The sequence below is a fragment of the Salmonella enterica subsp. enterica serovar Typhimurium str. LT2 genome, assembly GCF_000006945.2.
Taxonomy (GTDB): domain Bacteria; phylum Pseudomonadota; class Gammaproteobacteria; order Enterobacterales; family Enterobacteriaceae; genus Salmonella; species Salmonella enterica.
Genome location: NC_003197.2, coordinates 3,040,484 through 3,066,539 on the forward strand (window position 1 = coordinate 3,040,484; position 26,056 = coordinate 3,066,539).

Annotated in this window: 28 protein-coding genes and 24 other annotated features; of the genes, 12 read left to right on the forward strand and 16 right to left on the reverse strand. The window is 51.3% G+C overall.

Translation table 11 applies throughout. The annotated features are described in order from the left end of the window. Positions 1 to 5 precede the first annotated feature (5 nt). From invE to invF, 3 genes are all read right to left on the reverse strand, one after another. The gene (invE, locus tag STM2897) for an invasion protein (protein ID NP_461818.1) occupies positions 6 to 1,132 on the reverse strand. Within the gene, positions 6 to 1,124 belong to an annotated coding region; the region does not span the whole gene. Next, positions 1,121 to 2,809 (reverse strand): outer membrane invasion protein, encoded by a 1,689-nt coding sequence (gene invG / locus STM2898; RefSeq protein NP_461819.1) that lies wholly within the window; start codon positions 2,807 to 2,809, stop codon positions 1,121 to 1,123. Before invG ends, invE begins: the two co-directional genes overlap by 12 nt. Continuing rightward, positions 1,127 to 1,132 (reverse strand) — a ribosome-binding site (putative RBS for invE; RegulonDB:STMS1H002958). Its footprint overlaps the gene before it by 6 nt. After that, positions 2,806 to 3,456 carry an invasion protein gene (invF, locus tag STM2899; RefSeq protein ID NP_461820.1) on the reverse strand — a complete coding sequence of 217 codons (651 nt, stop codon included), beginning with the start codon at positions 3,454 to 3,456 and terminating at the stop codon, positions 2,806 to 2,808. Before invF ends, invG begins: the two co-directional genes overlap by 4 nt. A gap of 451 nt (positions 3,457 to 3,907) precedes the next feature. After that, positions 3,908 to 3,913: a ribosome-binding site (putative RBS for invH; RegulonDB:STMS1H002959), on the forward strand. Between invF and invH the strand changes: the two genes are divergently transcribed. The 3 genes from invH to STM2902 all read left to right on the forward strand — a co-directional run bounded on the left by invH (position 3,908) and on the right by STM2902 (position 5,568). Then, the gene (invH, locus tag STM2900; protein NP_461821.1) for an invasion protein occupies positions 3,908 to 4,356 on the forward strand. Within the gene, positions 3,913 to 4,356 belong to an annotated coding region; the region does not span the whole gene. Its footprint overlaps the feature before it by 6 nt. A 424-nt stretch (positions 4,357 to 4,780) precedes the next feature. Beyond that, positions 4,781 to 4,786: a ribosome-binding site (putative RBS for STM2901; RegulonDB:STMS1H002960), on the forward strand. Continuing rightward, positions 4,781 to 5,236 (forward strand): putative cytoplasmic protein gene (locus tag STM2901; protein ID NP_461822.1). Within the gene, positions 4,787 to 5,236 belong to an annotated coding region; the region does not span the whole gene. (Overlaps the previous feature by 6 nt.) After that, complete coding sequence (locus STM2902; RefSeq protein NP_461823.1) at positions 5,221 to 5,568, forward strand: putative cytoplasmic protein; 348 nt, start codon at positions 5,221 to 5,223, stop codon at positions 5,566 to 5,568. The genes STM2901 and STM2902 overlap by 16 nt, the downstream gene beginning before the upstream one ends. 272 nt (positions 5,569 to 5,840) lie before the next feature. Here STM2902 and STM2903 read toward each other — a convergent pair. Beyond that, the gene (locus STM2903) for a putative cytoplasmic protein (RefSeq protein ID NP_461824.1) occupies positions 5,841 to 6,173 on the reverse strand. Within the gene, positions 5,841 to 6,167 belong to an annotated coding region; the region does not span the whole gene. Then, positions 6,168 to 6,173 (reverse strand) — a ribosome-binding site (putative RBS for STM2903; RegulonDB:STMS1H002961). It overlaps the preceding gene by 6 nt. Before the next feature lie 674 nt (positions 6,174 to 6,847). Continuing rightward, positions 6,848 to 6,853, forward strand: a ribosome-binding site (putative RBS for STM2904; RegulonDB:STMS1H002962). Between STM2903 and STM2904 the strand changes: the two genes are divergently transcribed. Both STM2904 and STM2905 read left to right on the forward strand, forming a co-directional pair. After that, positions 6,848 to 7,146, forward strand: a protein-coding gene (locus STM2904) for a putative ABC-type transport system (protein ID NP_461825.1). Within the gene, positions 6,856 to 7,146 belong to an annotated coding region; the region does not span the whole gene. (Overlaps the previous feature by 6 nt.) Then, positions 7,138 to 7,143, forward strand: a ribosome-binding site (putative RBS for STM2905; RegulonDB:STMS1H002963). It overlaps the preceding gene by 6 nt. Next, positions 7,138 to 7,670 (forward strand): putative acetyltransferase gene (locus STM2905; protein ID NP_461826.1). Within the gene, positions 7,143 to 7,670 belong to an annotated coding region; the region does not span the whole gene. The genes STM2904 and STM2905 overlap by 9 nt, the downstream gene beginning before the upstream one ends. 72 nt (positions 7,671 to 7,742) lie before the next feature. Here the strand turns inward: STM2905 and STM2906 are convergent. Then, positions 7,743 to 7,935, reverse strand: a protein-coding gene (locus STM2906) for a putative cytoplasmic protein (protein NP_449286.1). Within the gene, positions 7,743 to 7,931 belong to an annotated coding region; the region does not span the whole gene. Then, positions 7,930 to 7,935: a ribosome-binding site (putative RBS for STM2906; RegulonDB:STMS1H002964), on the reverse strand. It overlaps the preceding gene by 6 nt. 349 nt (positions 7,936 to 8,284) lie before the next feature. Beyond that, positions 8,285 to 8,290: a ribosome-binding site (putative RBS for pphB; RegulonDB:STMS1H002965), on the forward strand. Between STM2906 and pphB the strand changes: the two genes are divergently transcribed. Beyond that, positions 8,285 to 8,951, forward strand: a protein-coding gene (gene pphB / locus STM2907) for a serine/threonine specific protein phosphatase 2 (RefSeq protein NP_461828.1). Within the gene, positions 8,295 to 8,951 belong to an annotated coding region; the region does not span the whole gene. (Overlaps the previous feature by 6 nt.) Before the next feature lie 171 nt (positions 8,952 to 9,122). Here the strand turns inward: pphB and STM2908 are convergent. Next, positions 9,123 to 9,651, reverse strand: a protein-coding gene (locus tag STM2908) for a putative cytoplasmic protein (protein NP_461829.1). Within the gene, positions 9,123 to 9,644 belong to an annotated coding region; the region does not span the whole gene. Beyond that, positions 9,646 to 9,651, reverse strand: a ribosome-binding site (putative RBS for STM2908; RegulonDB:STMS1H002966). It overlaps the preceding gene by 6 nt. 135 nt (positions 9,652 to 9,786) lie before the next feature. After that, positions 9,787 to 9,792, forward strand: a ribosome-binding site (putative RBS for mutS; RegulonDB:STMS1H002967). On the opposite strand from STM2908, the gene mutS reads away from it, so the two are divergent. After that, the gene (gene mutS / locus STM2909) for a methyl-directed mismatch repair (RefSeq protein NP_461830.1) occupies positions 9,787 to 12,370 on the forward strand. Within the gene, positions 9,803 to 12,370 belong to an annotated coding region; the region does not span the whole gene. It overlaps the preceding feature by 6 nt. 55 nt (positions 12,371 to 12,425) lie before the next feature. Here the strand turns inward: mutS and STM2910 are convergent. Both STM2910 and STM2911 read right to left on the reverse strand, forming a co-directional pair. Continuing rightward, positions 12,426 to 12,813 (reverse strand): putative cytoplasmic protein gene (locus STM2910; protein NP_461831.1). Within the gene, positions 12,426 to 12,806 belong to an annotated coding region; the region does not span the whole gene. Continuing rightward, the gene (locus tag STM2911) for a putative permease (RefSeq protein ID NP_461832.1) occupies positions 12,803 to 14,018 on the reverse strand. Within the gene, positions 12,803 to 14,011 belong to an annotated coding region; the region does not span the whole gene. The genes STM2910 and STM2911 overlap by 11 nt, the downstream gene beginning before the upstream one ends. After that, positions 12,808 to 12,813, reverse strand: a ribosome-binding site (putative RBS for STM2910; RegulonDB:STMS1H002968). Its footprint overlaps the gene before it by 6 nt. Continuing rightward, positions 14,013 to 14,018 (reverse strand) — a ribosome-binding site (putative RBS for STM2911; RegulonDB:STMS1H002969). Its footprint lies within the gene STM2911. Positions 14,019 to 14,098: 80 nt before the next feature. Here STM2911 and STM2912 point away from each other — a divergent pair. Further along, complete coding sequence (locus STM2912; protein ID NP_461833.1) at positions 14,099 to 15,031, forward strand: putative LysR family transcriptional regulator; 933 nt, start codon at positions 14,099 to 14,101, stop codon at positions 15,029 to 15,031. Between the two features lie 41 nt (positions 15,032 to 15,072). On the opposite strand, the gene STM2913 is transcribed toward STM2912, so the two are convergent. The 6 genes from STM2913 to ygbJ all read right to left on the reverse strand — a co-directional run bounded on the left by STM2913 (position 15,073) and on the right by ygbJ (position 21,162). Then, the gene (locus STM2913) for a putative permease (protein NP_461834.1) occupies positions 15,073 to 16,576 on the reverse strand. Within the gene, positions 15,073 to 16,569 belong to an annotated coding region; the region does not span the whole gene. Next, positions 16,566 to 17,523 (reverse strand): putative nucleoside-diphosphate-sugar epimerase gene (locus STM2914; protein NP_461835.1). Within the gene, positions 16,566 to 17,516 belong to an annotated coding region; the region does not span the whole gene. Before STM2914 ends, STM2913 begins: the two co-directional genes overlap by 11 nt. Further along, positions 16,571 to 16,576: a ribosome-binding site (putative RBS for STM2913; RegulonDB:STMS1H002970), on the reverse strand. It overlaps the preceding gene by 6 nt. After that, positions 17,518 to 17,523, reverse strand: a ribosome-binding site (putative RBS for STM2914; RegulonDB:STMS1H002971). It lies within the gene STM2914. Positions 17,524 to 17,555: 32 nt before the next feature. Continuing rightward, positions 17,556 to 18,346, reverse strand: a protein-coding gene (ygbM, locus tag STM2915; RefSeq protein ID NP_461836.1) for a putative endonuclease. Within the gene, positions 17,556 to 18,332 belong to an annotated coding region; the region does not span the whole gene. Next, the gene (gene ygbL / locus STM2916; protein ID NP_461837.1) for a putative fuculose phosphate aldolase occupies positions 18,337 to 18,990 on the reverse strand. Within the gene, positions 18,337 to 18,975 belong to an annotated coding region; the region does not span the whole gene. Before ygbL ends, ygbM begins: the two co-directional genes overlap by 10 nt. Beyond that, positions 18,341 to 18,346 (reverse strand) — a ribosome-binding site (putative RBS for ygbM; RegulonDB:STMS1H002972). Its footprint overlaps the gene before it by 6 nt. Next, the gene (ygbK, locus tag STM2917) for a putative tRNA synthase (RefSeq protein ID NP_461838.1) occupies positions 18,972 to 20,245 on the reverse strand. Within the gene, positions 18,972 to 20,234 belong to an annotated coding region; the region does not span the whole gene. Before ygbK ends, ygbL begins: the two co-directional genes overlap by 19 nt. Beyond that, positions 18,985 to 18,990: a ribosome-binding site (putative RBS for ygbL; RegulonDB:STMS1H002973), on the reverse strand. (Overlaps the previous gene by 6 nt.) Then, positions 20,228 to 21,162 (reverse strand): 3-hydroxyisobutyrate dehydrogenase gene (ygbJ, locus tag STM2918; protein ID NP_461839.1). Within the gene, positions 20,228 to 21,151 belong to an annotated coding region; the region does not span the whole gene. Before ygbJ ends, ygbK begins: the two co-directional genes overlap by 18 nt. Next, positions 20,240 to 20,245, reverse strand: a ribosome-binding site (putative RBS for ygbK; RegulonDB:STMS1H002974). It overlaps the preceding gene by 6 nt. After that, positions 21,157 to 21,162: a ribosome-binding site (putative RBS for ygbJ; RegulonDB:STMS1H002975), on the reverse strand. Its footprint lies within the gene ygbJ. A gap of 173 nt (positions 21,163 to 21,335) precedes the next feature. Next, positions 21,336 to 21,341: a ribosome-binding site (putative RBS for ygbI; RegulonDB:STMS1H002976), on the forward strand. Between ygbJ and ygbI the strand changes: the two genes are divergently transcribed. Next, positions 21,336 to 22,112 (forward strand): putative regulatory protein, deoR family gene (ygbI, locus tag STM2919; RefSeq protein ID NP_461840.1). Within the gene, positions 21,348 to 22,112 belong to an annotated coding region; the region does not span the whole gene. (Overlaps the previous feature by 6 nt.) A gap of 18 nt (positions 22,113 to 22,130) precedes the next feature. Here the strand turns inward: ygbI and STM2920 are convergent. Continuing rightward, the gene (locus STM2920) for a putative transcriptional regulator (RefSeq protein NP_461841.1) occupies positions 22,131 to 22,542 on the reverse strand. Within the gene, positions 22,131 to 22,535 belong to an annotated coding region; the region does not span the whole gene. Beyond that, positions 22,537 to 22,542: a ribosome-binding site (putative RBS for STM2920; RegulonDB:STMS1H002977), on the reverse strand. Its footprint overlaps the gene before it by 6 nt. 157 nt (positions 22,543 to 22,699) lie before the next feature. Further along, positions 22,700 to 22,705 (forward strand) — a ribosome-binding site (putative RBS for STM2921; RegulonDB:STMS1H002978). On the opposite strand from STM2920, the gene STM2921 reads away from it, so the two are divergent. The 3 genes from STM2921 to STM2923 all read left to right on the forward strand — a co-directional run bounded on the left by STM2921 (position 22,700) and on the right by STM2923 (position 24,973). Continuing rightward, the gene (locus tag STM2921; RefSeq protein ID NP_461842.1) for a putative flavoprotein occupies positions 22,700 to 23,299 on the forward strand. Within the gene, positions 22,706 to 23,299 belong to an annotated coding region; the region does not span the whole gene. (Overlaps the previous feature by 6 nt.) Then, positions 23,291 to 23,296 (forward strand) — a ribosome-binding site (putative RBS for STM2922; RegulonDB:STMS1H002979). Its footprint overlaps the gene before it by 6 nt. Next, the gene (locus tag STM2922) for a putative 3-polyprenyl-4-hydroxybenzoate decarboxylase (RefSeq protein ID NP_461843.1) occupies positions 23,291 to 24,726 on the forward strand. Within the gene, positions 23,299 to 24,726 belong to an annotated coding region; the region does not span the whole gene. Before STM2921 ends, STM2922 begins: the two co-directional genes overlap by 9 nt. Before the next feature lie 3 nt (positions 24,727 to 24,729). Then, positions 24,730 to 24,735, forward strand: a ribosome-binding site (putative RBS for STM2923; RegulonDB:STMS1H002980). Then, positions 24,730 to 24,973, forward strand: a protein-coding gene (locus STM2923; RefSeq protein ID NP_461844.1) for a putative cytoplasmic protein. Within the gene, positions 24,737 to 24,973 belong to an annotated coding region; the region does not span the whole gene. (Overlaps the previous feature by 6 nt.) A 44-nt stretch (positions 24,974 to 25,017) precedes the next feature. Here the strand turns inward: STM2923 and rpoS are convergent. Then, positions 25,018 to 26,023, reverse strand: a protein-coding gene (gene rpoS / locus STM2924) for a sigma S (sigma 38) factor of RNA polymerase (RefSeq protein NP_461845.1). Within the gene, positions 25,018 to 26,010 belong to an annotated coding region; the region does not span the whole gene. Beyond that, positions 26,018 to 26,023 (reverse strand) — a ribosome-binding site (putative RBS for rpoS; RegulonDB:STMS1H002981). Its footprint overlaps the gene before it by 6 nt. Positions 26,024 to 26,056: the final 33 nt, after the last annotated feature.

A 26,056-nucleotide genomic window follows, 5' to 3' on the forward strand; every position in this document is an offset into this window, starting at 1 on the left:
TTAAATTAAGACAGCTTTTCAATAGTACGACGCTGTTCTGCCATTTCATGCTTGTAGGCAATATCGGTCATACTACGTAACGCCATTAACAATTCTTCCTGCCAATATTCTTCATAAAAGAGTGAAGAGGGTATGGCTTTACATACTTGATAAAATATCTGCAAAAAGGATGCATGTTCTTTATGACTAAGCAATAACGCATTCAAACCTATAATATCGGCTAACAGCGAATCCACTTCATGTGGCTGTTGCAATAGCGAAAGCATCAGTAGTAACCACGACGACTCCTCCGCATTAAACGCTTTGGTAAACGAATACGACAACAATGTACTCACAAACAGTAGGTCAGCGGAGCGCAACATTTTAAGTTGCGTCAGGCGTCGTAAAAGCTGGCCAAACTCCAGGCGCGAACAGCTGGCGTCATTCGCGTCAATATCGGTTAATAGCGAACCCTCAATAAAATCCAGTACCACCAGTCGACGTTGATAGCCATAACTGGCTATCCAGTCAGAGTAAATCTCCACTTCATGTGATTCACTCTGGATAAATTGCCGATAGCTGGCGCGCAATAAGCCTGGTTTTAACGATAATGTTTTCCCAAAAAGCCGGGCCTTCAACGCACAATTAATCCCTGCCTTGAGGGTCTTCGGATCGGTTTGCTCTTCAACGTGCTTAAGTAACGACTCCAGCTTTTTCCGCACGATCTCTTCCAGGTCTTTACGACGAAGCAATTCGCGTAACACAAGGACTAAATCACTGGGGTCAGGAAATAAGCTACGCGCCTGACGTAAAAAATCTTCTAACGCGCCGCCATGTACGCTAATTAGCTTTAAGATTTGCTTCGCCTTCGGTAAAGCCTCATCCTCCAGCACGCGTTCAAAACTGTTAGATAAATTACTGGATTTTTTTTCATAATCGCGACGGTTACGAAATTGCGCCAGCGCCGCTGACATTTCGTCCGTCGACTGGACAAATTTTTGTACTTCCGCCCCTGGAGACGAATCCTCTGCGGCCTGTTGTATTTCCGCCTGTTGCGCATCAGTATGCTGGGTCGCATCCTGATGAGATGTCTGCCGGGACAATATTCTGGAAAATGAAATACCGGAGGTTGAGCCAGGAATCATTTAATTGCCTCCTGACCTCTATCCAGATAAACACGAACCCATTTCTGTAACTTATCGTCCCCACTCCAGGCACCGCTTTGCTTCAGAATATTGTTTACCGATTCGCTGGCATCCGGCGTTAACGGGTCGACAATTTCTTTTGGTTCAATCATGAACACACGAACAACATTACTTTTATTCTTACTGGAATAACGGAACAGGCTACCAATAAGCGGTAATTTGCCTAAAAACGGAATACTTTGGACAGTATCGGTATTTGCATCCCGTGTATAACCCCCGACCAGCAAACTTTTTCCGTGCGGCACTCTCGCAATAGTGCTAATTAACGTTCGCCCGACTTCGGGTAACGCATCTACGGAGGTGGTAGTATCAGATTGCGGCGTCTTATCGTTGCCATCTTCAATGTCCAGCGACATTTCTATCTGACCATCTGCGGAAAAACGGGGCAGCACTCGGATCATTGTTCCGTATGTTACATGCTCAAGCGCCACATTACGTTCCCCAATCAGCTTGGTGTAAAACGTTCTGTTGTTATCAAAAATAGCGGGAACATTTTCCTGAGTCAGTAATACCGGGCGCGAAACCACCGTCGCCTGTTTCTTCTCTTCTAACGCATTGACCGCGGCGATGAATCGACTGCCATCGAGGGTACTTATTGAAGACTGGTTTAATGACACGCCAAGTTTGTCCCCAATAGTTATGCTGCCGCTCCATGAAGTGCCCAAACGCTCCAGATCGCTTTTATTAAGATCGACAATCCACAGGGATAATTCTACGTGACGTTTGGCGACATCCAGCGCTTTAACCAGCATTTCGATAAAATGCACCTGCTCAGCCGTTCCCTTTACTAACAAACTGTTGGTATCCGGATAGGCCACGATTTTAATATTGCCCGCCGCGGCATTTTGCTTTAAAGCTTCCTGCAGACTCATGCCACCGGCATAATTTGCTGCTTTACCTTTTTCTCCATTCGCTGAAAACGCTGGCATCGCCGGGGGTTCGCTACTGACAATATTACCTAAGGGTTGCTCTTCTCCCTGCAATAACCTTTCAATGGCCGTAGCAATACCGGGAATAACCATTTTCTGATCGCGCAGATTATAGGTACGATCGCCCACGAAGGTATTGTTCAGACGCATCACCCCTATTTTCTGGCGTCCCAGCTCAATACCATCGTTTTGCTTGTCCATCATGGTGGCGGCGTTGACCACCATATCAACATAGACGGGTGGCCCTGAAACATAGAATGTTCCTTTACGGTTATCGCCACGTAGCGGGTAATTTTTGTTATATAAACCTGAGCGTTTTAGAAAATTGTTGAACTCATTGAGTGAGACGTTGCGTAAAGAAACCACGGCATTGCGCATTTCACTGGCGTCATAAATATAGATAGCCTGCCCATCGAAATACCAAATCAGCCCCAGTTGTAGGGAAAGCTTCTCCAGTAATGCGTTAGGATCGTGAAACTCAAAGTTGCCCGTAATTTTTTTTCGTGCCGCCATTTTGCTAACAATGACAGGCTCCTTTAGCTGTAGCGCCATGGCATCGAAAAATGTCCGCAGGCTATCGTCTTTCGCAACAAACCCACTTCCCGTTACAGGTATTTTTTCACTAGAATAACCAGGTGTAACCAGAACAAGCGCGGCACATGCCAGCACTCTGGCCAAAAGAATATGTGTCTTCATTTGTCTGCCAATTGAATAATATTTGATAATTTCCGCGGCGAAACGCCGATCAGCTCTTTGATCTCACTAGAAAAATGTGAAGGCGATGAGTAACCATGATTAACGGCTAATTGGGTGATGTTCTCGTGGCCTTCTACACTATTCAGCAGCGATTGCGCCATACGCCAGTTTCGTAATTCACTCTTCGCTTTTCCGCCCAACGCTCTGCTGCACAAACGACGAAAATGGGTATAAGAAACGCCATAGTCTTCTCCCAGCATTCTCATCGTGTTGCCGCTGGTTGACTGAGCGAGTAAATAGCCAACCAACCAGTAACTCTCGCTTTTTCGTAACAGCGCCAGTACCTTATTGAAGGCCGGAGAAGGCGTAATAATTTGCTGCAAAAACCAGTACTCGCAGCGTTTACGATCTTGCCAAATAGCGCGAAACTCAGGACTCAGCAAAACCCATTTATCGGATTCAGCATATGTCGTGTCCACTAATCCTGCGCCATCGATAAATGCCAGTAATTTGCTGAGTACTTCAATTTTTAACGGTCGAAAAACCAGGTCTCCTGATACTGGTGCGACAACGGCCTGCTCGCAAAAAAGCAGCGCGCCTTCCTGAATCAGGCAATTTTCATTGTGTCGGCTTTCAGAAAATGACATATGCAGCTTTTGCGCGGAACACGTCTGTATAAACCATGCTTCCGGGCTGCGGATTTTCCGCTTCTCTCCTTCTTTAAGTACTTCCTGCGTATTTAGCATAGTTGTCAGCACCAGTTAAAAATCATTTTAATATGTAAACAATACCGGGAGCGGGTGGCAAAATCCTGATGCAATCATTATGAAACTGATGCCGCCCGCTAATTAAATTGGCCAACTTGCATAGTGTTTGCTGATTTAAAATAGAAAATTAGCTCATAGTGTATAAATTCTGGCTTATTGTTCTGCAGCAGCAAAAATTCAGATATTGTCATCTGGATGGAGAATTAATTATTTATATCAGGAGTTTTTTTTGCTAGCATTCCTGAAACGCATTCGCCCCCTTATAACTATTGTCAGATAACGTTCTGACGGTTGTGTAAAAACATGGCGCCTCATTCTTCTGTAGTTGGAGTTAATATGAAAAAATTTTATAGCTGTCTTCCTGTCTTTTTACTGATCGGCTGTGCTCAGGTGCCCCTCCCTTCCTCCGTGAGCAAACCGGTACAGCAACCTGGCGCTCAGAAAGAGCAACTGGCCAACGCAAATAGTATTGATGAGTGTCAGTCTCTTCCGTATGTGCCGTCAGACCTTGCGAAGAATAAATCATTATCAAACCATAACGCTGATAATTCCGCATCAAAAAATAGCGCAATCAGCTCAAGCATTTTTTGCGAAAAATATAAACAAACCAAAGAACAGGCGCTCACCTTCTTCCAGGAACATCCACAATACATGCGTTCGAAAGAAGATGAAGAGCAACTCATGACCGAATTTAAAAAAGTTTTGCTTGAACCCGGAAGTAAGAATTTAAGCATATATCAGACGTTACTTGCTGCCCATGAAAGACTGCAAGCCTTATAAGGCCATATCACCGTTGGCTGAACTCATCATGATATAATTAAGACCATATTTTGCATTGCCACTTAATATCAATATAATTATTATAGCTATGGTCACTTTTACGGTTGGCCATTTGTCTCTTACGTTGCATTTATCAATCTGCTTTTTGATACAGCAGCACCTCGCTGCTGCTTTTTTTATTTGTGATAAAGAACGGCCTCCCAGACTTGGGAAATAGCCGAAACTTATACTGACAAACTATCGTCTCGTATATCGCGATAAACTGACATCCCCCTCCTGCCCCACATGTTGGCATTCTTACGATACCCCATCCACTTTTCGCGGATAACGCTCTTTTTACCCGTGACAGCGTATTGACGACCAGGCTAGTATAGCGGCAGAAACGTCCCGATGCCTGGAATGAATGGCAAACAGTCTATAAGGTGATTGAATGGATACGACAGAAGAACTAAACGGAACCTACTTCTACCACGGACAATCGAACCTGTCAGCAGGTGAACTATTTGATGTAATTTTCATTGAGCAATTTTGTGATGAACTTGGGATTGGCATTGAGTCAGGTGCTGCTATCCTCGCCGGGCAACCGTGGTTAAAAACCAGAACGAAACCGGGAGAGGCAATCAAAGGGACAAGTGTTATCTCCAGGTATGGGAGAATGCTTTTACGAAATGCACGAACTCCTTTTGGTATTAGAGTTCCTACACCCGTTGGTATAAGAATGCGAAAAACAAATAATCTTGCCGCAGTCATAGCACGATATGTTCCATGGTTAGGTTGGGTTGGTCTTGTGAATTCAATTTACCAGGTATCAAGGAGAACTCAGGCAAAATACAACCTAATAGCACGCCCTAAAGATCGTATACAATGGACATCCTTTTGATGGACACAATTCAGCAAGAGGTGTTAGCACTCTTCCGTGAAGAGATTCCCGGATATTTAGACAGCAATTGGAAAGAAATCCCATTAGAACTTGATTCTGATTTATTTGAAGCTCCAGGCGATGACCTGCATGAAGCTTTGGATAAATTTGAAAAAAAATTTAATGTAGATTTATCACAAGTTAAATGGTCGTGTTATTTCCCTTGGGAGAATACTCCACTGCTTACACGATGGTTTAAATTAAAACGGGAAGATGTAGAACGAACTCGTAAGCCTTTAACAATCAGAATGTTTTCTGAATCAGCGAAAGCTGGGAAATGGCTTTATGATTAATGAAAAATATGTCGAATTAATCAGGAGCTAATTACTATGAATTTTGTTAATCGATTAAAATTAAAAGTAGTAAATTTCATATACTTTTCAAATTAAAATAATGTGTTGTATCTACCTTTCGACCACCAGTAACTCTGACGCCATCCGTTTTAAATTGACCATTTGGTTCTGGTGGTATATCGCAAGTAGATATTTCTGAAGTGCTTGACTATTCACTCTTTTTTAGCCTGCATGTATGGTGGCGACGATGCTGTTACATAGGTACCGGTATATTACCAAATTGATTCTGCCAGATATCCCGCCTCACGTAGAGCATTCATAATTTTATTCGCTAATTCATACTGATATTCATACGAGGTATTCTCCATGGAAAATACCGTTAATTCATATTTATAATACAGCCAACCATCATTCTCATTTATCAACTTAGGATTACAGTCATAATTTCTTTCTATTGTAATCATTGTATTTTCGTATCTTAAATATAATAAGTTCACTTTTATTATGTCTGGAATCCCTTGGGATAAAAAATCAATTAACTCATATTTATCCAGATCAGACTCAACAACGATTGTGAATTCAGAGTTAACTTCTTCCATTATGGAACCTCAATATATGGGCCTCTATTAAACGGTGATGATTGTTTCATTACCGATACCTGTATTTTTGTTACATCATCCGGATGAAAGTGTAGGATATACATCCTCCCATATGCCACCTTCATCACCAGGGCCTAATGCACGCCGTTGAGCCTTTGTTGATTTTTAACCTTCTGATCTTACTCAGCAATAGTGGACACGCAACTAAGTGAGTAAACGCTCAAGCAAGAGGTGACTCACATGACAAAACCAGCATCAACCACCAATAAGCCACGCAAGCAGCACACGCCTGAAAGCCCTGAAACTGGCGGAACGCATTGGGGTGGCCGCTGCCACCAGCGAGCTTAACCTGTATAAATCACAGATCTACAGCTGGCGAAACTCAGCTCTCTTCTTCTGAACGTGAGCAGGAGATGTCCGCCGCTTAGGGTTGTGTCCCTATTACGCGGGTAGGATCAATCAAGCAGTTACGGCAAAAAAGAGAATCATGGATATATTTAGCAAACTCCCTGATGATACGTAATCAGTGAGATTAAAATAATGCAATCGCGATAAACCGAAGTTAATCCCCTGTTTAAAGACAGTGAGCGACCTTCTTGCCATGCCTGGACTATATCAGCCTCATATGTACGCCTTGAAAGCGTACAGATATGTATTATAATTGTACATATTGTTCATAAACAGGAGGATGAAAACCATGCCTCAGATAGCTATAGAATCTAACGAAAGGCTGTCGTTACGTGTATCGACGGATGCCAAAAAGTTGATAGTCCGCGCTGCGGCAATCCAGCAAACCAACCTGACGGATTTTGTGGTCAGTAACATACTACCTGTCGCACAGAAGATTGTTGATGCCGCCGAACGGGTATATCTGACGGAGCGCGATACTAAAATGATCATGGAAATTTTAGATAACCCGCCAGCGCCGAATGAAAAGCTTCTTGCCGCTGCTTTCGCCCTGCCGGACATGAAGAAATGATGTTTACAGACTGGCATGAGGCCGCGATAGGGAAAACCCACAATCGAATGAATTTTGATTGTGGGGATGCCGATCTGAACCAATTCCTGCAACGCCATGCACGACAAAATCATGAGAAAGGGACAACGAAAACCTATGTTGCGCTTGATAATTCGGATGTTACACGTATCCACGGCTTTTACTCAGTCAGTCCTGCATCACTGATATATGCACAGGTTCCCGGCGCAATCAGCAAAGGATTAGGGAGATACGATGTGCCGGTGTTTCGTCTGGGTCGTTTAGCCGTAGACAAATCTATGCAGGGGCAAGGGCTGGGAGCACAACTTTTGTTATCTGCCGGAAAGCGTTGCATACAGGCGGCTTTGCAGGTCGGTGGCGTAGCCCTACTTATTGATGCCAAAAATAAACAGGTCTGCGACTGGTACAAAGGATTTGGCGCAGTACCATTAAACGATCAACCCCTTTCCTTGTTGCTGTCGTTTAAAACGCTTTATGCTGCTTTATCTGCATCTGGTAGGTTATGACAACATGAGGCTTTGTTGAATAATTCAGAATCGGCCAACGATAAGGATACAGGACTCCCACCGGAGCACTCGTTATACGAGCCTGACGCTGGTCGGCATTGCCAACAACGTCATCCGGTTCAGCGCTTTGACCATCGCCATCGCTTCACCCACCTGCGCGTCATAGTTCCGCAGGCTCAGATGGCCGCCCAGCAAGGTTTTGATACGGAACATCGCTGTTTCCACTACTGAACGACGGTGATAGCCCACTTTCTTTTCCAGACCTCATTGCTGCCGCTCCGATGTTGATTTTAAACTTTTGCTTTGCCATCGGAACCCGATGCTGAAACGACAGTAACGATTAGATCCGCCAATCTCTTTATTCAACAAAGCCCCTTCGGGATAGAGCTTCCGCTGAGCGGGAAAGTATGCCTTTGCAATTAATCAATAAAGTGTTGCGCGAGAAATCGTGCATCTTTCAAGCACATCGTCTACTTTAATTAACCGATTCATAAAATATATATTATCTGTTCATTTCTAGCCTGTAGGATATTTTAATAACTGTATATTTTAAACAATAAAAATTAATATTGGCCTACTTTTTTGTTATAATACCAGACTCCAAAATTGTGCTATAGGAACATCATGGAATTAATTCGTTATGCTGACATCAACAGCGATCTCTATCGCCACATTTGGGTCGTTGGTGATATTCATGGATGTTACTCCTTATTGTTAACCAGACTGGCTCAATTAAATTTCTCTCCTGATACCGATCTCTTGATCTCCACTGGAGATAACATTGATCGAGGAAAAGAAAACCTTGAAACACTGAGACTGTTAAATACCCCATGGTTTATTTCTGTAGTGGGTAATCATGAAGCTATGGCGCTTGACGCTTTTGAAACACAGGATGGCAATTTCTGGTATGTAAACGGTGGTTACTGGTACGACTCGGTCACCGAAAAAGACAGGCAAGAAGCCACTGAGCTATTACTAACTTTTAAGCAGCGTCCTCACATCATAGAAGTTGAAACGTCCTCAAAGAAGTACGTGATTGCCCATGCCGATTATCCAGATGACAGCTACGATTATGGGAAGCAAGTTGATATTGATAGCGTTCTATGGTCACGCGATCGTCTGCTTGGTTCGTTACAGGGGAATATCCATCCAATACGCGGTGCGGATACTTTTATCTTCGGCCATATGATTGTTGACTACACAACAACATTCGCCAATCAAATCTACATTGACACCGGTTCTTTCTGTTCAGGCAATCTGTCTTTTTTTAAAATAAAGTAATCTGGAAATAGAATTATATAATATCAACCCTCCCTGCATTATGGGCAATGATATAGCCTTCAATAAGTACCATTGCCCATTCGTAATAGCGTCTAAATTTCGCGTTTTTCTGCCCATTTCAGCATTAAGATCGCAGGCCAAAAAAACGAAGCCGTAATCCGACGCAGGTAGTTACTCGATCGCCTGAGAAGAGTAAAGATCGCACAGCTCCAGATACCTATCGGAAGAAAACGCAATAACCGTGGTGGCGAAATGGATCGGCTTGCCTTCATGCAACACAATCTTGATTACAGTCTCGAGTTCGGAAGCATCCGTTTCCCTCTTAATTTTGTTGAAATTTCTCTTTGTTGCGAGCATGGTCTGAACTAATTGCCTGGCAGCTTGCCTTGTTTCGTCAATATTTGGAAAATCGAACACATTTCCAACTTTTACTTTCAAGACAGAACTTGGCTTCCTACCCTCACTGACATTACGATCTGACGAGGCTACTCTTCGCTGGATTACGTAGGTTTTTTTCGTCAAACTGGCTTTTACCCCGAAACCAGCAGGAGCTTCTCTGTGGTCATCGAAAACAGTGTAGAGTTTTTGAGCTGGGTTAGCTTCGAAAACGATTTTTCCAGAGCGACTGAGTGCAGGCTTAACATTGATACTTAACTTGTTGATAATGAAAGGCTGGCTGAGAGTTGTTTTCAAAGTATCACCCCTGTTGTAGTCCAGGAATGATGAGAATGTAACCTGTCACATTTTAGGCTACAGGTGAGCTACAAATTTATGGGTTTATGTGAGTTTATAAGGGTTTTACCTGGGGCCACATGAGCACTTGAAAGAATAAAAAAACGAGTAAAATCAATATGAATGAGTCATTTGATAAGGACTTCTCCAACCACACCCCGATGATGCAGCAGTATCTCAAGCTGAAAGCCCAGCATCCGGAGATCCTGCTCTTTTATCGTATGGGAGACTTTTACGAGCTGTTTTATGACGACGCAAAGCGTGCGTCGCAGTTGCTCGATATTTCGCTGACCAAACGCGGCGCATCGGCTGGCGAACCTATCCCTATGGCGGGTATCCCGCACCACGCCGTAGAAAACTACCTCGCGAAACTGGTCAATCAGGGCGAATCCGTCGCTATTTGCGAACAGATTGGCGATCCGGCCACCAGCAAAGGTCCCGTTGAACGTAAGGTCGTGCGTATCGTTACGCCTGGCACTATCAGCGATGAAGCCCTGTTACAGGAGCGTCAGGATAACCTGCTGGCGGCTATCTGGCAGGATGGTAAAGGTTACGGTTACGCCACGCTGGATATCAGCTCCGGGCGCTTTCGTCTGAGCGAACCCGCCGACCGTGAAACGATGGCCGCAGAGCTGCAGCGCACCAATCCCGCCGAACTGTTGTATGCCGAAGATTTTGCTGAAATGGCGTTAATAGAGGGACGCCGGGGTCTGCGCCGTCGCCCGTTGTGGGAGTTTGAGATTGATACCGCCCGCCAGCAGTTAAATCTGCAGTTCGGTACGCGGGATCTGGTCGGTTTCGGCGTCGAAAATGCCTCGCGTGGATTATGTGCGGCAGGCTGCCTGTTACAGTACGTAAAAGATACCCAGCGCACCTCCCTGCCGCATATTCGTTCCATTACGATGGAACGCCAGCAGGACAGCATCATTATGGATGCCGCGACCCGCCGCAATCTGGAAATTACCCAGAACCTGGCCGGTGGTGTCGAAAATACCCTCGCCGCGGTGCTTGACTGTACCGTGACGCCAATGGGTAGCCGAATGCTTAAACGCTGGCTGCATATGCCGGTACGAAATACCGACATATTACGTGAACGCCAGCAGACCATCGGCGCCTTGCAGGACACCGTCAGCGAACTGCAACCGGTGCTGCGTCAGGTCGGCGATTTGGAGCGTATCCTTGCGCGTCTGGCGCTGCGCACCGCGCGTCCGCGCGATCTCGCCCGAATGCGTCACGCCTTCCAGCAGCTGCCGGAATTGCACGCTCAGCTTGAAACCGTTGACAGCGCGCCGGTACAGGCGTTGCGTAAAAAAATGGGCGATTTCGCCGAGCTGCGCGACCTCCTGGAACGCGCCATTATTGACGCGCCGCCGGTACTGGTCCGCGACGGCGGCGTTATTGCGCCCGGCTACCATGAAGAGCTGGACGAATGGCGCGCGCTGGCGGACGGCGCCACCGATTATCTCGATCGTCTGGAAATTCGCGAGCGCGAGCGTACCGGGCTGGATACGCTGAAAGTCGGCTATAACGCGGTACATGGTTATTACATTCAGATTAGCCGTGGTCAAAGCCATCTGGCGCCCATCAATTATGTGCGTCGCCAGACGCTGAAAAATGCCGAACGCTACATTATTCCTGAGCTTAAAGAGTACGAAGATAAAGTTCTGACCTCGAAAGGCAAAGCGCTGGCGCTGGAAAAACAGCTATATGACGAATTGTTTGATCTGCTGTTGCCGCATCTGGCCGATTTACAGCAGAGCGCCAACGCGCTGGCGGAGCTGGATGTGCTGGTTAACCTGGCCGAACGCGCCTGGACGCTGAATTACACCTGCCCGACATTTACCGATAAACCCGGTATCCGTATTACCGAAGGTCGCCACCCGGTGGTTGAACAGGTACTGAATGAGCCGTTTATCGCTAACCCGCTCAATTTATCGCCGCAGCGCCGGATGTTGATCATTACCGGCCCCAATATGGGCGGTAAAAGTACCTATATGCGACAAACGGCATTGATTGCCCTGCTGGCCTATATCGGCAGTTACGTTCCGGCGCAAAACGTGGAAATCGGCCCCATCGACCGTATTTTTACCCGCGTCGGCGCAGCGGACGACCTGGCCTCCGGGCGTTCGACCTTTATGGTGGAGATGACCGAAACCGCGAACATTCTGCATAATGCCACGGAAAACAGTCTGGTATTGATGGATGAAATCGGGCGCGGTACCTCCACGTATGACGGGCTGTCGTTGGCCTGGGCCTGCGCGGAGAATCTCGCGAATAAGATTAAAGCGTTAACGCTGTTCGCTACCCACTACTTCGAGCTGACCCAATTACCGGAGAAAATGGAAGGCGTGGCGAACGTCCACCTGGATGCGCTGGAACACGGCGATACTATCGCGTTTATGCACAGCGTGCAGGACGGCGCGGCAAGTAAGAGCTATGGCCTGGCGGTCGCGGCGCTTGCGGGCGTCCCTAAAGAAGTCATCAAACGCGCGCGCCAGAAACTCCGCGAGCTGGAAAGCATCTCGCCCAATGCGGCGGCAACGCAGGTGGACGGCACGCAAATGTCGTTGCTTGCCGCCCCGGAGGAGACATCGCCTGCCGTTGAAGCGCTGGAGAATCTCGATCCGGACTCCCTGACGCCACGCCAGGCGCTGGAGTGGATCTATCGGCTGAAAAGTCTGGTGTAAACGTGTCAGACCCGATAGCGCCGCGCTATCGGGTCTGCGCGCCGGAACAGGCTTTTCAGGCTGTGACTGTCGTTTCGTGTAAATGACGCCAGACTATCCGTCCTCTTTCCCTTTTTAAAATGACCGTCGACCAGCGTACCGTCTCGGCCTGGCCCGGCAGTTGCTGTCGCTCACGATAACGCAGCGCGGCGCCTTCCGGCCACTCCGCCACAAGGTCAATGTGCTCAACCACGATAACCAGACCCGGGCGACACGCGCGCTGCGCCTGGAAAAAAGCGCCCAGCGCCGGATAATCCAGACAAACACCGCCTGGCGTTATCATCGTAAAATCAGCAGCGAAACGCGCTATCAACGCCTCCAGGCTACCCACCCCCTTACTAAGCCAGTTCTCAATCGCCGCATGGGCATGAATAATTTCTTCTTTATATGGATTCATGATCTTTCCTTTTTCAGGCACAGAAGCGCCTGTCTATTGTTTAGACAGACAGCGTAAATAAGGGGCAGCAGGGTGATACCGGCGGCGGCAATAAAGGTCCAGCGATAAGCAACCTCAAGCGACATAACGCGCTGGAGCGCATTTAACAGCAGCGTCAACAGCGTCGCGCCAAGGAAAAAGCTGATCTGACGATTAAGATTCCATAGCGCGCTGGCGTCAGGCATGTCCCGGCGAGCAATAGTCAGGAAAGCGCCACTCTGCGCGGTACTGCTGCACAAACTGCCGCCAGCGCCCATTAAGGCGAATATCATCATCAGTACACGGTGCGATGTCGCAGGCGTAACGTTAGTTAAAAGCAGTATCCCTGCGGCCTGAAGAAGACAGCCGACGATAATCAGCGGACGCGGCCCAAGCCGATTGAAGTAACGTCCGGTAAGCATAATGGCGACAAATGAAGCGATCGACCAGGGGATCATCAGCGACCCCGCCGCCGCAGGCGATAGCTGCGCGACGTTCTGTAGATAAAACATCCCGACCACGCTGATACCAATGAACATACCCGGCACACACAGATAGACGATCATGGCAAAACGCAGCAGCCTGTCCGTCAACAACGGCAGATGGAGCAATCTTGCTGACGCCATTGTCGTCGACGCGACATTCAGCCAACGATAAGCGAGCAATAAGGTGAGAACGGCCACCGGCAGCGTGGCAAAGAATATCCAGCGCCAGCCGCACGTTTCCACCAGCAGCCCGCCAATCGCAGGCGAACATGCCGGCGCCAGTAGCGCCACCATCATGACAACCGATGACACGCCAGCGCGTTCATGCGGTTTAAACTGTTGCCAGGTTAACGCCTGACCAACCGGGATCAATAAGCCACCGCCCGCCCCCTGCACAATACGCCAGAAAACAAGGCTGTGTAATGAATCGGCAAAACCTGCGGCAGCGGCGGCAACGCTAAACAGAATGAGCGAAAATATGATCAGCCGTCGTGCGCCGAGATAACGCGAAAGAAACGCGCTAAACGGAACGATCAGCGTTAATCCTGCGATATAACCGTTACTCACCCATGCCAGCGCCGATATGGACGTATGCAGATCCACGGACATCGCAGGAAAAGCCACGCTGGCAATAAACAGATTAATCAGATCAAGAAAGAAGCCGAGCAGGTAAACCACTGCCACTTTACTGCGATACGTCATTATGCATCCTCCGTCAGAGGCGCTAATGTAGCCGTCCGGAGAAAGCCAGATAAGTCCGCGCTTCAACGATATACTGTCAAAATAATTTTGACAGTAAAGGAGCTCGCCATGCTCAATTTGCAGCGTATGTCGCTGTTTATCGCCGTGGTAGATAGCGGCAGCTTCACGGCCGCCGCCGCCGCATCGGGCCAAACAAAAGCGGTAGTGAGTTTTAATATTCGGCAGCTTGAAAAAGAGCTTGGCGTAACGTTACTGCTACGTTCCACCCGACGATTGACGCTCACAGACGCCGGCGTCCTCTTTTACCAAAAAGGCGTGAATTTACTCAACGCAGCGAAAAATTTGCAGGATGAAGTGCGTGCCAGCCATAGTGGGCTGGGCGGCGAGTTACGTATTACCACTACGCCCGAGTTTGGCGAACAGGTGATCATTCCGTTACTGGCGCAGTTTAGTCAGCGCCATCCCGATCTCCGTATTCGGCATATGTCCTCATCACATCATGCCGATTTAATTGCCGAGCGCTTTGATGTGGCGATTCGGCTTGGCTCGCTGGCCGACTCCCGCTATCGCGCCGCGCTGATATCCCGCTTTACCATTCTGCCGGTCGCCGCGCCGCAGTGGCTCGCCCGCAACCCCGTGTCGTCGCTGGAGTCGTTGGCTCAGGCGGAATGGATTATTCATGAGCGATTACCTACGCCGCTACGGTGGACAGTAACGAGTAATCATGGCCAACACTCACGCCTGGAGATAAGCAAAGCCGGCAAAATTTCTGTCGACAGCGCGCGCTCGCTGATGGCCTTCGCTCTCGCGGGAAGCGGCGTCGCATTACTGCCGCAATGGTTAGTCAACACCGCACTGGAGGATGGAACGTTAATTCACGTGTTACCCGACTATCATTTTCCCCGTCAGGGCATTTATGCCGTTTACCCGGACGCCCGCCATGTATCGACAAAAGTACGCGCATTTATTGATTTTTTACGTTCGCAATGGGATTGCGGGGAGCACGCCCCATCATCGTAGCCAGTCCGGGAGCATTGCGCTCCCGGACGGATAATACTGTCTTAATCCTTAACTACCAGCTTGTCTTTGATCCCCTGCGCCTGCCAACGCACCCACAGCATAATTGCCGCCAGAACAACAATCGGCAGTAACGGATCGAGCCAACTACCGCCGGAACCGAACAGCAGGTTAATCAGCACCACGCCGGTGCCGCCAATCGCCCAGGCAATGGTCGTCGGTACAGACCAAACCACCATCTGCTGTTTGACATCAGAGACACCCATCATGCGGTTAACCACCCAGAACAGGCTATCGTTGAAGTAGCCGAAGAACAGCGACCCCATCGTTGCGGCCTGAGCGGCAAGCAACATATTGATGCCGGGGATCTGCGCCAGGATCGGCGCGGAAATCGAGGCGGCAGTGATCATCGCCACCGTCCCCGATCCCTGAATCAGGCGTACCAACGTCGCCACGATAAACGGGATCAGGATCGGCGAGATCGGCAGGTTGGCAACCTGCTCCGCCAGCTGTTGCCCCGCGCCGCTGTCGCGCAGGATCGCGCCCAACGCGCCGCCAGCGCCCGTGACCAGTAAGATAATCCCGGCGCTTTGCAAGCCCTCTTCCAGACGCTCTGCGGTGGTATGTTTATCCATGCGCGGCACCAGCGTATACACCGCCAGCAGAACGCTGATGGCCAACGCGATCACCGGACTTCCCACAAAGTTGATTGCCTGTACCACCGGATGCGTCGCCAGGCCGGACCATCCTTCTACAGTGGCGAGGGTGGAACAGATAGCCTTCAGGAAGATCAGCACGATCGGCACCACAATAGGCAGCAGAGAAAGCGTCAGGCTCGGCAGTTCCTTTTGCTCTTTCTCTTTATTGTACTGCTCCAGCGCGGCATTGACTTCATCGGCGTTCAGCGTGCGCGGCACGAAATCAGGGTAGCGTTTATCCAGCCACTGCGCATAGAACACAATGCCGATCACACAGGGCACCGCCAGCGCCATCCCGGTCAATAACATTGCGCCGATGTCGACGTTAAAAATCCCGGCTACCCCCAGCGGACCGGGCGTCGGAGGTACCGTATGGTGAGTGACCACCAGCCCGCCCGCCAGCGCGACGCCCAGCGTCAGTAGCGAACGCTTACCGCTTTTCGCCAGCGCTTTCGCCACCGGATAAAGAATGACAAAAGCGGAATCGACGAAAATGGGGATGCTGACAATATAACCCGTGATCGCCAGCGCCCACTCTTCACGGCGTTTCCCCAGCCATTTGATAAAGCTCCAGGCGATACGCTCCGCCGCGCCGGAAACCTCCAGCAAGCGCCCCATCATTACGCCGAGACCAATCACCAGGCCAATGCTGCCCAGCGTCGTACCGAATCCGCTGGTGATGACAGAGAGCGTTTTATCAATGCCCATTCCCCCCAACAGACCGGCAATACAGGCCGCCGCCAGCATCGCGATCAGCGCATGAACACGGGTGCGTAACACCAGCCATACCAGCACGAAAACGGCAACGATCAGACCGATAATTGGGGTCGGTAAACTTGTCATGACCTCCCCTCCATATCATCTTGTCGAAAGCGTTCGATAATGTCATCGAAGCGTTTATCGGCGACAAAACCTAACGCCAGCGCACGCTGGTTATCGATACGTCCCGGCCAGGAGGCAACAATTTTCTCGACGCCTTCGTCGCGCTGATGCGTAACCCGATCGCGCGCCGCCTGGCCGCCCGCCTGACACAACGTTTCCAGCATCTCGCCCACGGTTACGCTGATCCCGGGTAAGTTGATGCTGCTCGCCTCGCCAGGCGCGGGTAACGTTGCGGCCAGCGACAGGTTATGGATCACCGTCGCCGGGCTGGAAATCCACAGCCGCAAACTTTCCGACACCGGGCAGACGGTCGTCTCGCCCTGCAACGGTTCACGAATAATCGCGCTGACAAAAGAAGAAGCGGCGCGGTTTGGTTTACCCGGGCGAACACAGATCGTCGGCAAACGCAGCGCCAGCCCATCCACATAGCCTTTGCGGGTATAGTCGTTGACCAACAGTTCACAGGCGGCCTTCTGCGCGCCATAAGACGAGCGCGGCGTGAGCGCGGTGGTATCGGTGACGCATTCCGGCAGCGTACCGCCATAAACGGCAAGCGAGCTGGAGAAGACAAAACGAATTTTCTGCGGTTGTCGACGACACGCCTCAAGTAACTGGCGGGTAAGATCCAGGTTAACTTTCCATCCCAGATCGAAATCGTCTTCCGCATGACTGCTGACAATCGCAGCGAGATGATAAACAACAGAGGTATTAGCGGTAATCACACTCTCCAGCACGCCCGGCTGGGTTAAGTCAGCCTCCAGGCAGCGTAAACGAGGGGAATCTGATAACCGTGCAGGCATTTTTAAATCAACAAGAAGCAGTTCGTTAAACGCCAGCGATGAGTTTAATAAGGCGCTTGCGAGTTTCTGGCCTAAAAAGCCGCCCCCGCCGGTAATGATAATCTGCATCCGGATGTCCTCTTTATTGCTGTGTAGGGTAGTTCAGGGTTAGCGCCAGGCGTTAAACCAGCCAAGCCCGTCCTGAGTGGTATTCCGTGGTTGGTATTCGCAGCCTATCCAGCCGCGATAACCTACGTCATCGAACAGCCGGAACAGCCATGGGTAGTTGATCTCGCCATCATCCGGTTCATGTCTGTCCGGTAGCGAGGCGATTTGTACATGGGCATAGCGGCCCGCATACTCGCGAATCAGGTGACTCAAATTGCCATCCACTTTTTGCGCGTGGAAAGTGTCGAGCTGGATGAACACATTCGGGCGGTCAACCTCTTCTGCGATGCCCAGCGCCTGATATTGGCTGGAAAAGAGGTAGCCGGGTTTAACGCCGGGACTCAGCGCTTCGATCAAAATACGTTTATCGTGGGCGGCAAACCGGTCGGCGGCATAACGCAAATTATCGATAAACGTGGCGCGATAACGTGCGCCATCAGCGCCATCCGGCACGACGCCCGCCATGATGTGAACCTGCTCGCATTCCAGCGCCAGAGCGTATTCCAGAGCCAGATCGATATCGGCGCGCGCGTCGTGTTCGCGCCCCGGTAGCGCGGCACGTCCCCATTCGCCCGCCGCGGTATCGCCCGCCGAAGTATTAAACAGCGCCAGCGTCAGATTATGACGCGATAGCTGGGCTTTAATCTCGCTGGCGGCAAAGTCATAGGGGAACAGAAACTCAACGGCCTGAAAACCGGCTTCAGCAGCGGCGGCAAAACGCTCGATAAACGGCGCTTCGGTAAACATCATCGACAAATTGGCGGCAAAACGCGGCATCGGGTTATCTCCTTAACTGCGCAATTTCTTCGGTGGTTAAATAACGAATCGGGCGTTCGCCAAGGATAAAAATCAGCTTTGCCGTCTCTTCCAGCTCCTCGGTATTATTAGCGGCTTCCTGCAAATTCTCCCCGCACACGACCGGCCCATGATTAGCCAGTAAAAAGGCCTGATGCCGGGCCGCCAGCGCAGCCAAATCGCGGGCAATTCGGTCATCCCCCGGGCGATAGTAGGGAACCAGCGGAATGTCGCCCATCCGCATCACCACATAGGGGGTAAACGGGCGAATCACATTTTGCGGGTCCAGCCCTTCGAGACAGGAAAGCGCCGTTGACCAGGTGCTGTGCAGATGTACCACGGCCTTGCAGCAAGGGTTATTGCGATACAACGCCAGATGAAAACGCACCTCTTTAGACGGTTTATCGCCGCTGAGCCATTCGCCCTGCGGGTCCACTTTGGATAGCCGCTGCGGGTCGAGATTACCCAGACACGAACCGGTGGGCGTCGCCAGAATATTGCCGTCCGGCAGTAACAGCGAGAGGTTGCCTGCCGAGCCGGTGGCATAGCCGCGCTGGAAAAACGAGGCGGCTATCCTGACCATCTCTTCTCGCAAAGCGTGCTCTTCTTTTGCCAGTATCGTCATACCTGAAACTCCCTTTGAGCGCGGATGAAAAAGGATTCATCGCCAAAATTACCTGACTTTAGCGCCAGCGAGACTGGCGCATGGAGCGCGTTGACCCACGGCACGCCGGGTGAAATGCACGGTCCGATGTGAAAACCGGTAATACCGAGGCTTTGCGTCACCACGCCCGAGGTTTCGCCGCCCGCCACAATAAACCGGGTGATACCGCCTTCCGCTAAGCGAGCAGCCAGCAGGGAAAAGAGCGCCTCTACCGCATGGCTGGCTTCGGTAGCGCCATATTGCTGCTGGATGGCGGCCAGCGCCTGCGTGGAGGCGGTGGCGCTAATCATTGGCGCCAGTTCGCTGTCCTGACTGAGCACCCACTGCGCCAGCGCTTCAGCGTAGGCCTCGCGCGTCTCGGATGACAGGCAGCGCGCCACATCAACGTCGCGTGTGGGAGCATGTTGTCGATAGAAAGCCACCTGCTGATTCGTCATTTGCGAACAGGAACCGGAAAGCACCACCGCGCGGCCGCTCAGCGGATAGCCTGCGGAACGGGCCTGAGAAACGCCGTGCTTCGCCCACTGACGCGCCAGCCCCATTGCCAGCCCGGAACCGCCGGTCACCAGCGGAGCATCACGCAAAACCTCGCCCTGGATTTCCAGGTGCCGCTCATTGAGCGCGTCAAGTACTGCGTAGCGATATCCTTCCTGCTGTAAACGCGACAGCGCCGCACGGGTCGCGGCAACGCCTTCATCAAGCGTCTGAGCTGGAATAACGCCGCAGCGCCCTTGCGCCTGCGCTTCCATCAGACGCGGCAGGTAGCTGTCGGTCATCGGATTGATTGGGTGGTGGCGCATACCGGACTCCGCCAGCAAGTGGTTCATGACAAACAGATAGCCCTGATAAACCGTGCGTCCGTTAACCGGCAGCGCGGGAGAAATCACGGTAAATGAGGTATCCAGCGCCACCATCAGCGCATCGGTGACCGGGCCGATATTGCCTTCGGCGGTACTATCGAAAGTCGAGCAATATTTGAAATAGACTTGCTGGCAGCCCTGTTTTTTCAGCCATACCAGCGCCGCCAGCGATTGTTTTATCGCCTCTTGCGCCGGGCATGAGCGGGTTTTCAGGCTGATAACCACCGCGTCGCACCCTTCCGGTTGCGTCCCGGTTGGGACATCATTGATCTGCACTGTCGGCATCCCGTTTTCGACCAGAAAACTGGCGATGTCGGTCGCGCCGGTAAAATCATCGGCAATGACGCCAATTTTTAACATGACGGCTCCTCAGGCGTGACGCCAGGCAGAGTAATCCCCGAGAAAATTTTGATCACAGCGCTGTCATCCTCTTTGCCATAACCGGCGTTACTGGCGCTGGTGAACATATTTAACGCCGTAGAGGCCAGCGGTAAGGGGAAGCGCAGCGCTTTCGCCGTGTCGGCAACCAGCCCCAAATCTTTGACAAAAATGTCGACGGCCGAACGCGGGGTATAGTCGCCGTCAACGACATGCTGCATACGGTTTTCAAACATCCAGGAGTTGCCGGCGGCATGGGTCACGACGTCATACATCACGTCCAGAGGAATACCGGCCCGCGCGGCCAGCGCCATCGCTTCGGCCGCCGCCGCAATATGCACGCCAGCCAGCAGTTGATGAATGATTTTGACGGTTGAGCCTGCGCCCGGCGTATCGCTGATGCGATAAACGTTGCTGGCAACGGCGTCCAGCACAGGCTTCAGGCGGGTAAACGCCGCCTCGCTCCCGGAGGCCATCACCGTCATTTCGCCCTGCGCCGCTTTTACTGCACCGCCGGAAACCGGCGCATCCAGCATGTTAAGATTCAATGCCGTCAACGCCGCGGCGATCTCTTGCGCGTCGGCGCTTGAGATCGTGGACGAAACCATCACCGCGCTTCCGGGTTTCATCAGATGGGCGACGCCATCCTCACCGAATAACACCTGTCTGACCTGGGCGGCATTGACGACCAGAATGACTAACGCATCCACGACGCCGGCGAACTCCCTGGCGCTGGCGGCAGCCCCACAAGCCCCTTCAGCGAGCAGATTCGCGCACGCTTGCGGGTTAAGATCGGCCCCCCATGTGGAAAGCCCGGCGCGCAGGCATGAACGCGCAGCGCCCATTCCCATTGAGCCAAGCCCCACAATGCCGACATGAAAATCGGTTCCTGTTGTCATTATCACTCCATGTTAATTTACGTGATATTATGTTTTGTTATGTGAATATAGGCGTTTTTGTAAACAATTGCGGTGAGTTGTTTCACAAAAAATAACAAAATGTGTTATTTTTTGTGAAGGCAATCCTCATAGAACTTCACACGCTGTGACGAGAAATCGCGTAAAATCGCGACAGGACTAAAGAAAGGAGCAGACGTTGATACCTACTGAGCGTCGACAAATCATTCTTGATATGGTAGCGGAGAAAGGCATCGTCAGTATCGCTGAACTGACCGAGCGCATGCATGTATCCCACATGACTATCCGCCGTGACTTACAAAAACTGGAGCAGCAAGGCGCGGTAATCCAGGTCTCTGGCGGCGTGCAATCATCGACTCGCGTGGCGCACGAACCCTCGCATCAGATCAAAACCGAACTGGCGACGCCGCAGAAAGCGGCAATTGGCAAACTGGCCGCCAGCCTGGTACAGCCAGAAAGCTGTATCTACCTTGATGCAGGTACGACCACGCTGGCGATTGCCAGGCAGCTGGTTACGATGAATAAACTTACGGTGGTGACGAATGATTTCGTTATCGCCGATTACCTGATGGACAATAGCAATTGCACAATTATTCACACTGGCGGGGCGGTATGCCGGGAAAACCGGTCGTGCGTCGGTGAAGCCGCGGCGACGCTTTTGCGCGGGCTGATGATTGACCAGGCCTTTATTTCCGCCTCTTCCTGGAGCGTGCGCGGTATTTCAACGCCGGCAGAAGATAAAGTCACGGTGAAACGGGCCGTCGCCAGCGCCAGCCGCCAAAAAATTCTGGTGTGCGACGCGACCAAATACGGCCAGGTCGCGACGTGGCTGGCGTTACCGCTGGCGGAATTCAACCAAATCGTCACCGATGACGGCCTGCCGGAAAGCGCAATTCGGGCGCTGGCCAAAGTGGATATCTCACTGCTGATGGCCAAACAATAGCGAAGCGGCGCAAGCCGCTTACGTCATCATCTTGCGTACCAGTTGCGTAAACTGTTCGCGTTCTTCAGCGCTCAGTCGCCCCAAAAACTCATCGTCAACGCGATCCCCCAGTGGTATCGCGGCGGTGAGCAACGTTTGGCCCTGAACGGTGAGATAGACAAAACGCCGACGTTTATCCAGCGGATCGTTTTCTCGTTTTACCAGCCCACGATTTTCCATCCGGCTTAACATCTCCGCCAGCGTCGCTTTAGTGCTGACCGCCGCTTCGGTCAGATCGACCTGTTCAATACCCGGATGTTCAGCAATAACGCGCATCACCGCATATTGAGGTTTGGTGAGCTCCGGTAGTTCATGCTGCCAGCGTGCGGTATGTTGCTGAAAAAGTTGGCGTAACAGATGAAACGCGGTGTTTCGTAACTCCATGAGCGCTCCGGATAAATTAACTTTTTCTATCATAACGACTTATGCACGGTTTTTTAATGACGAATGCTTTAGCTAAACGTGCGCAGGCGTCGGGAGCGATCTTGTCGCAAAGGCCGTGTGGGCGTATTTTGATCAAAATGTTCGTATACGAACGATATTTGAGGTAAGAAATGAGATTGATTGTGGGGATGACCGGTGCGACCGGCGCGCCGCTTGGCGTCGAGCTACTCCAGGCATTGCGGGCGATACCTGATGTTGAAACGCATCTGGTAATGTCAAAGTGGGCGAAAACCACTATTGAACTGGAGACGCCCTACACGCCCGCTGAGGTAGCCGCCCTGGCAGATTATTGTCATAGCCCGGCCGATCAGGCGGCGACCATTTCCTCCGGCTCATTTCGTACCGACGGCATGATTATTATCCCCTGCAGTATGAAAACACTGGCGGGGGTTCGCGCCGGCTATGCCGAGGGGCTGGTGGGACGCGCTGCCGATGTCGTGTTGAAAGAGGGTCGCAAGCTGGTGCTTGTGCCGCGGGAAATGCCGCTCAGCACGATTCATCTGGAAAACATGCTTGCGCTTTCTCGTATGGGGGTGGCGATAGTGCCGCCCATGCCCGCGTTCTACAACCTGCCGCAAACCGTTGACGATATTATCCAGCACATCGTAGCGCGCGTTCTCGACCAGTTTGGTCTGGAGCATACGCGCACGCGCCGCTGGCAAGGACTGCGACAGACAGCAAATTTTTCACAGGAGAATGGATAATGGCATTTGATGATTTGCGCAGTTTTTTACATGCGCTGGATCAGCAGGGACAACTGCTGAAAATCAGCGAGGAAGTGAATGCGGAGCCGGATCTCGCAGCCGCTGCCAACGCAACGGGACGCATCGGCGATGGCGCGCCCGCGCTGTGGTTTGACAATATTCGTGGTTTTACCGACGCCCGCGTGGCGATGAATACCATCGGTTCCTGGCAGAACCATGCCATCTCACTGGGTTTGCCGCCTAACACGCCGGTTAAAAAACAGATCGATGAATTTATTCGCCGCTGGGACAATTTTCCGGTAGCGCCGGAACGGCGGGCGAATCCGGGCTGGGCGGAAAATACCGTCGACGGCGACGCGATCAACCTGTTTGATATCCTGCCGCTGTTTCGTCTGAACGACGGCGACGGCGGATTCTATCTGGATAAAGCCTGTGTGGTATCACGCGATCCGCTCGATCCCGATAACTTCGGCAAGCAGAATGTCGGCATCTACCGCATGGAAGTTAAAGGCAAGCGTAAGCTGGGTCTGCAACCAGTGCCGATGCATGATATCGCATTGCACCTGCACAAAGCTGAAGAGCGCGGGGAAGATCTGCCGATTGCGATCACGTTGGGTAACGATCCGATCATTACCCTGATGGGCGCAACGCCGCTGAAATACGATCAGTCAGAGTATGAAATGGCAGGCGCGCTGCGTGAAAGCCCCTATCCTATCGCCACCGCGCCGCTGACCGGTTTTGATGTGCCGTGGGGATCTGAAGTCATTCTTGAAGGGGTCATCGAAAGCCGTAAACGTGAAATTGAAGGACCGTTCGGCGAATTTACCGGCCACTATTCCGGCGGTCGCAACATGACCGTGGTGCGTATCGATAAGGTCTCTTACCGCAGCAAACCCATTTTTGAATCGCTCTATTTGGGTATGCCGTGGACGGAAATCGACTACCTGATGGGGCCGGCGACCTGCGTGCCACTGTATCAACAGCTGAAAGCCGAATTTCCGGAAGTGCAGGCGGTAAACGCCATGTACACCCACGGCTTGCTGGCCATCATCTCGACCAAAAAACGCTACGGCGGCTTTGCCCGTGCGGTGGGCCTGCGAGCGATGACGACGCCGCACGGTCTGGGATATGTGAAGATGGTGATCATGGTCGATGAAGATGTCGATCCATTCAATCTGCCACAGGTGATGTGGGCGTTGTCGTCGAAAGTGAATCCGGCAGGCGATCTGGTACAGCTACCGAATATGTCCGTCCTGGAACTGGATCCGGGCTCAAGCCCGGCGGGGATTACCGACAAGCTGATCATTGACGCCACCACGCCGGTTGCGCCAGATAACCGTGGTCACTATAGCCAGCCGGTTGTTGATTTACCGGAAACTAAAGCCTGGGCTGAAAAGCTGACCGCCATGCTGGCCAACCGTAAATAAGGAGTAACCGATGATTTGCCCACGCTGTGCCGATGCACATATTGAACTCATGGCGACTTCGCCGGTAAAAGGAGTCTGGACGGTATATCAGTGTCAGCATTGTCTGTATACCTGGCGCGATACCGAACCGTTACGCCGTACCAGCCGCGAACACTATCCACAAGCGTTTCGCATGACGCAAAAAGATATTGATGACGCGCCAATGGTGCCGAGTATCCCGCCGCTGCTGGCAGAAGACAAACGGTAAAAAAAAGGCCAGTCGACAGACTGGCCTTTTTTTGACAAGGGTACTTACTCGCGGAACAGCGCTTCGATATTCAGCCCCTGCGTCTGCAGAATTTCGCGCAGACGGCGCAGGCCTTCAACCTGAATCTGACGAACACGTTCACGCGTAAGACCGATTTCACGGCCTACATCTTCCAGTGTCGCAGCTTCATATCCCAGCAGACCGAAACGGCGCGCCAGCACTTCACGCTGTTTGGCGTTCAGTTCGAACAACCATTTGACGATGCTCTGTTTCATATCGTCATCTTGCGTGGTGTCTTCCGGACCGTTCTCTTTTTCATCGGCCAGGATGTCCAGCAACGCTTTTTCGGAATCACCGCCCAGCGGGGTGTCTACCGAGGTAATGCGCTCGTTGAGACGAAGCATACGGCTGACGTCATCAACCGGTTTATCCAGTTGCTCTGCAATTTCTTCCGCACTCGGTTCGTGGTCCAGTTTATGCGACAACTCACGTGCGGTGCGCAGGTATACGTTCAGCTCTTTAACAATGTGAATCGGCAAGCGAATCGTACGGGTTTGGTTCATGATCGCCCGTTCGATTGTCTGGCGAATCCACCAGGTTGCGTATGTTGAGAAGCGGAACCCGCGTTCCGGGTCAAACTTCTCGACTGCACGGATAAGCCCCAGGTTGCCCTCTTCAATCAGGTCCAGCAACGCCAGTCCACGATTGCCATAACGGCGGGCAATTTTTACCACCAGACGCAGGTTACTCTCAATCATGCGACGGCGAGAAGCGACATCTCCACGCAGTGCGCGACGCGCAAAATAGACTTCTTCTTCGGCTGTTAACAGTGGTGAATACCCAATCTCACCAAGGTAAAGCTGAGTCGCGTCCAACACACGCTGTGTGGCCCCTTGCGATAACAGCTCTTCTTCAGCCAGGTCGTTATCACTGGGTTCCTCTTCACTCAAGGCTTTTTCGTCAAAAGCCTCTACTCCGTTCTCATCAAATTCCGCGTCTTCATTTAAATCATGAACTTTCAGCGTATTCTGACTCAAAAGGTGGCTCCTACCCGTGATCCCTTGACGGAACTAGCAAGTCAAA

Coding starts and splice junctions, on each gene's coding strand:
- invE (NP_461818.1), bottom strand. CDS start 1,124: ATGATTCCTGGCTCAACCTCCGGTATTTCATTTTCCAGAATATTGTCC.
- invG (NP_461819.1), bottom strand. CDS start 2,809: ATGAAGACACATATTCTTTTGGCCAGAGTGCTGGCATGTGCCGCGCTT.
- invF (NP_461820.1), bottom strand. CDS start 3,456: ATGTCATTTTCTGAAAGCCGACACAATGAAAATTGCCTGATTCAGGAA.
- invH (NP_461821.1), top strand. CDS start 3,913: ATGAAAAAATTTTATAGCTGTCTTCCTGTCTTTTTACTGATCGGCTGT.
- STM2901 (NP_461822.1), top strand. CDS start 4,787: ATGGATACGACAGAAGAACTAAACGGAACCTACTTCTACCACGGACAA.
- STM2902 (NP_461823.1), top strand. CDS start 5,221: ATGGACATCCTTTTGATGGACACAATTCAGCAAGAGGTGTTAGCACTC.
- STM2903 (NP_461824.1), bottom strand. CDS start 6,167: ATGGAAGAAGTTAACTCTGAATTCACAATCGTTGTTGAGTCTGATCTG.
- STM2904 (NP_461825.1), top strand. CDS start 6,856: ATGAAAACCATGCCTCAGATAGCTATAGAATCTAACGAAAGGCTGTCG.
- STM2905 (NP_461826.1), top strand. CDS start 7,143: ATGATGTTTACAGACTGGCATGAGGCCGCGATAGGGAAAACCCACAAT.
- pphB (NP_461828.1), top strand. CDS start 8,295: ATGGAATTAATTCGTTATGCTGACATCAACAGCGATCTCTATCGCCAC.
- mutS (NP_461830.1), top strand. CDS start 9,803: ATGAATGAGTCATTTGATAAGGACTTCTCCAACCACACCCCGATGATG.
- STM2910 (NP_461831.1), bottom strand. CDS start 12,806: ATGAATCCATATAAAGAAGAAATTATTCATGCCCATGCGGCGATTGAG.
- STM2911 (NP_461832.1), bottom strand. CDS start 14,011: ATGACGTATCGCAGTAAAGTGGCAGTGGTTTACCTGCTCGGCTTCTTT.
- STM2913 (NP_461834.1), bottom strand. CDS start 16,569: ATGACAAGTTTACCGACCCCAATTATCGGTCTGATCGTTGCCGTTTTC.
- STM2914 (NP_461835.1), bottom strand. CDS start 17,516: ATGCAGATTATCATTACCGGCGGGGGCGGCTTTTTAGGCCAGAAACTC.
- ygbM (NP_461836.1), bottom strand. CDS start 18,332: ATGCCGCGTTTTGCCGCCAATTTGTCGATGATGTTTACCGAAGCGCCG.
- ygbL (NP_461837.1), bottom strand. CDS start 18,975: ATGACGATACTGGCAAAAGAAGAGCACGCTTTGCGAGAAGAGATGGTC.
- ygbK (NP_461838.1), bottom strand. CDS start 20,234: ATGTTAAAAATTGGCGTCATTGCCGATGATTTTACCGGCGCGACCGAC.
- ygbJ (NP_461839.1), bottom strand. CDS start 21,151: ATGACAACAGGAACCGATTTTCATGTCGGCATTGTGGGGCTTGGCTCA.
- STM2920 (NP_461841.1), bottom strand. CDS start 22,535: ATGGAGTTACGAAACACCGCGTTTCATCTGTTACGCCAACTTTTTCAG.
- STM2921 (NP_461842.1), top strand. CDS start 22,706: ATGAGATTGATTGTGGGGATGACCGGTGCGACCGGCGCGCCGCTTGGC.
- STM2922 (NP_461843.1), top strand. CDS start 23,299: ATGGCATTTGATGATTTGCGCAGTTTTTTACATGCGCTGGATCAGCAG.
- STM2923 (NP_461844.1), top strand. CDS start 24,737: ATGATTTGCCCACGCTGTGCCGATGCACATATTGAACTCATGGCGACT.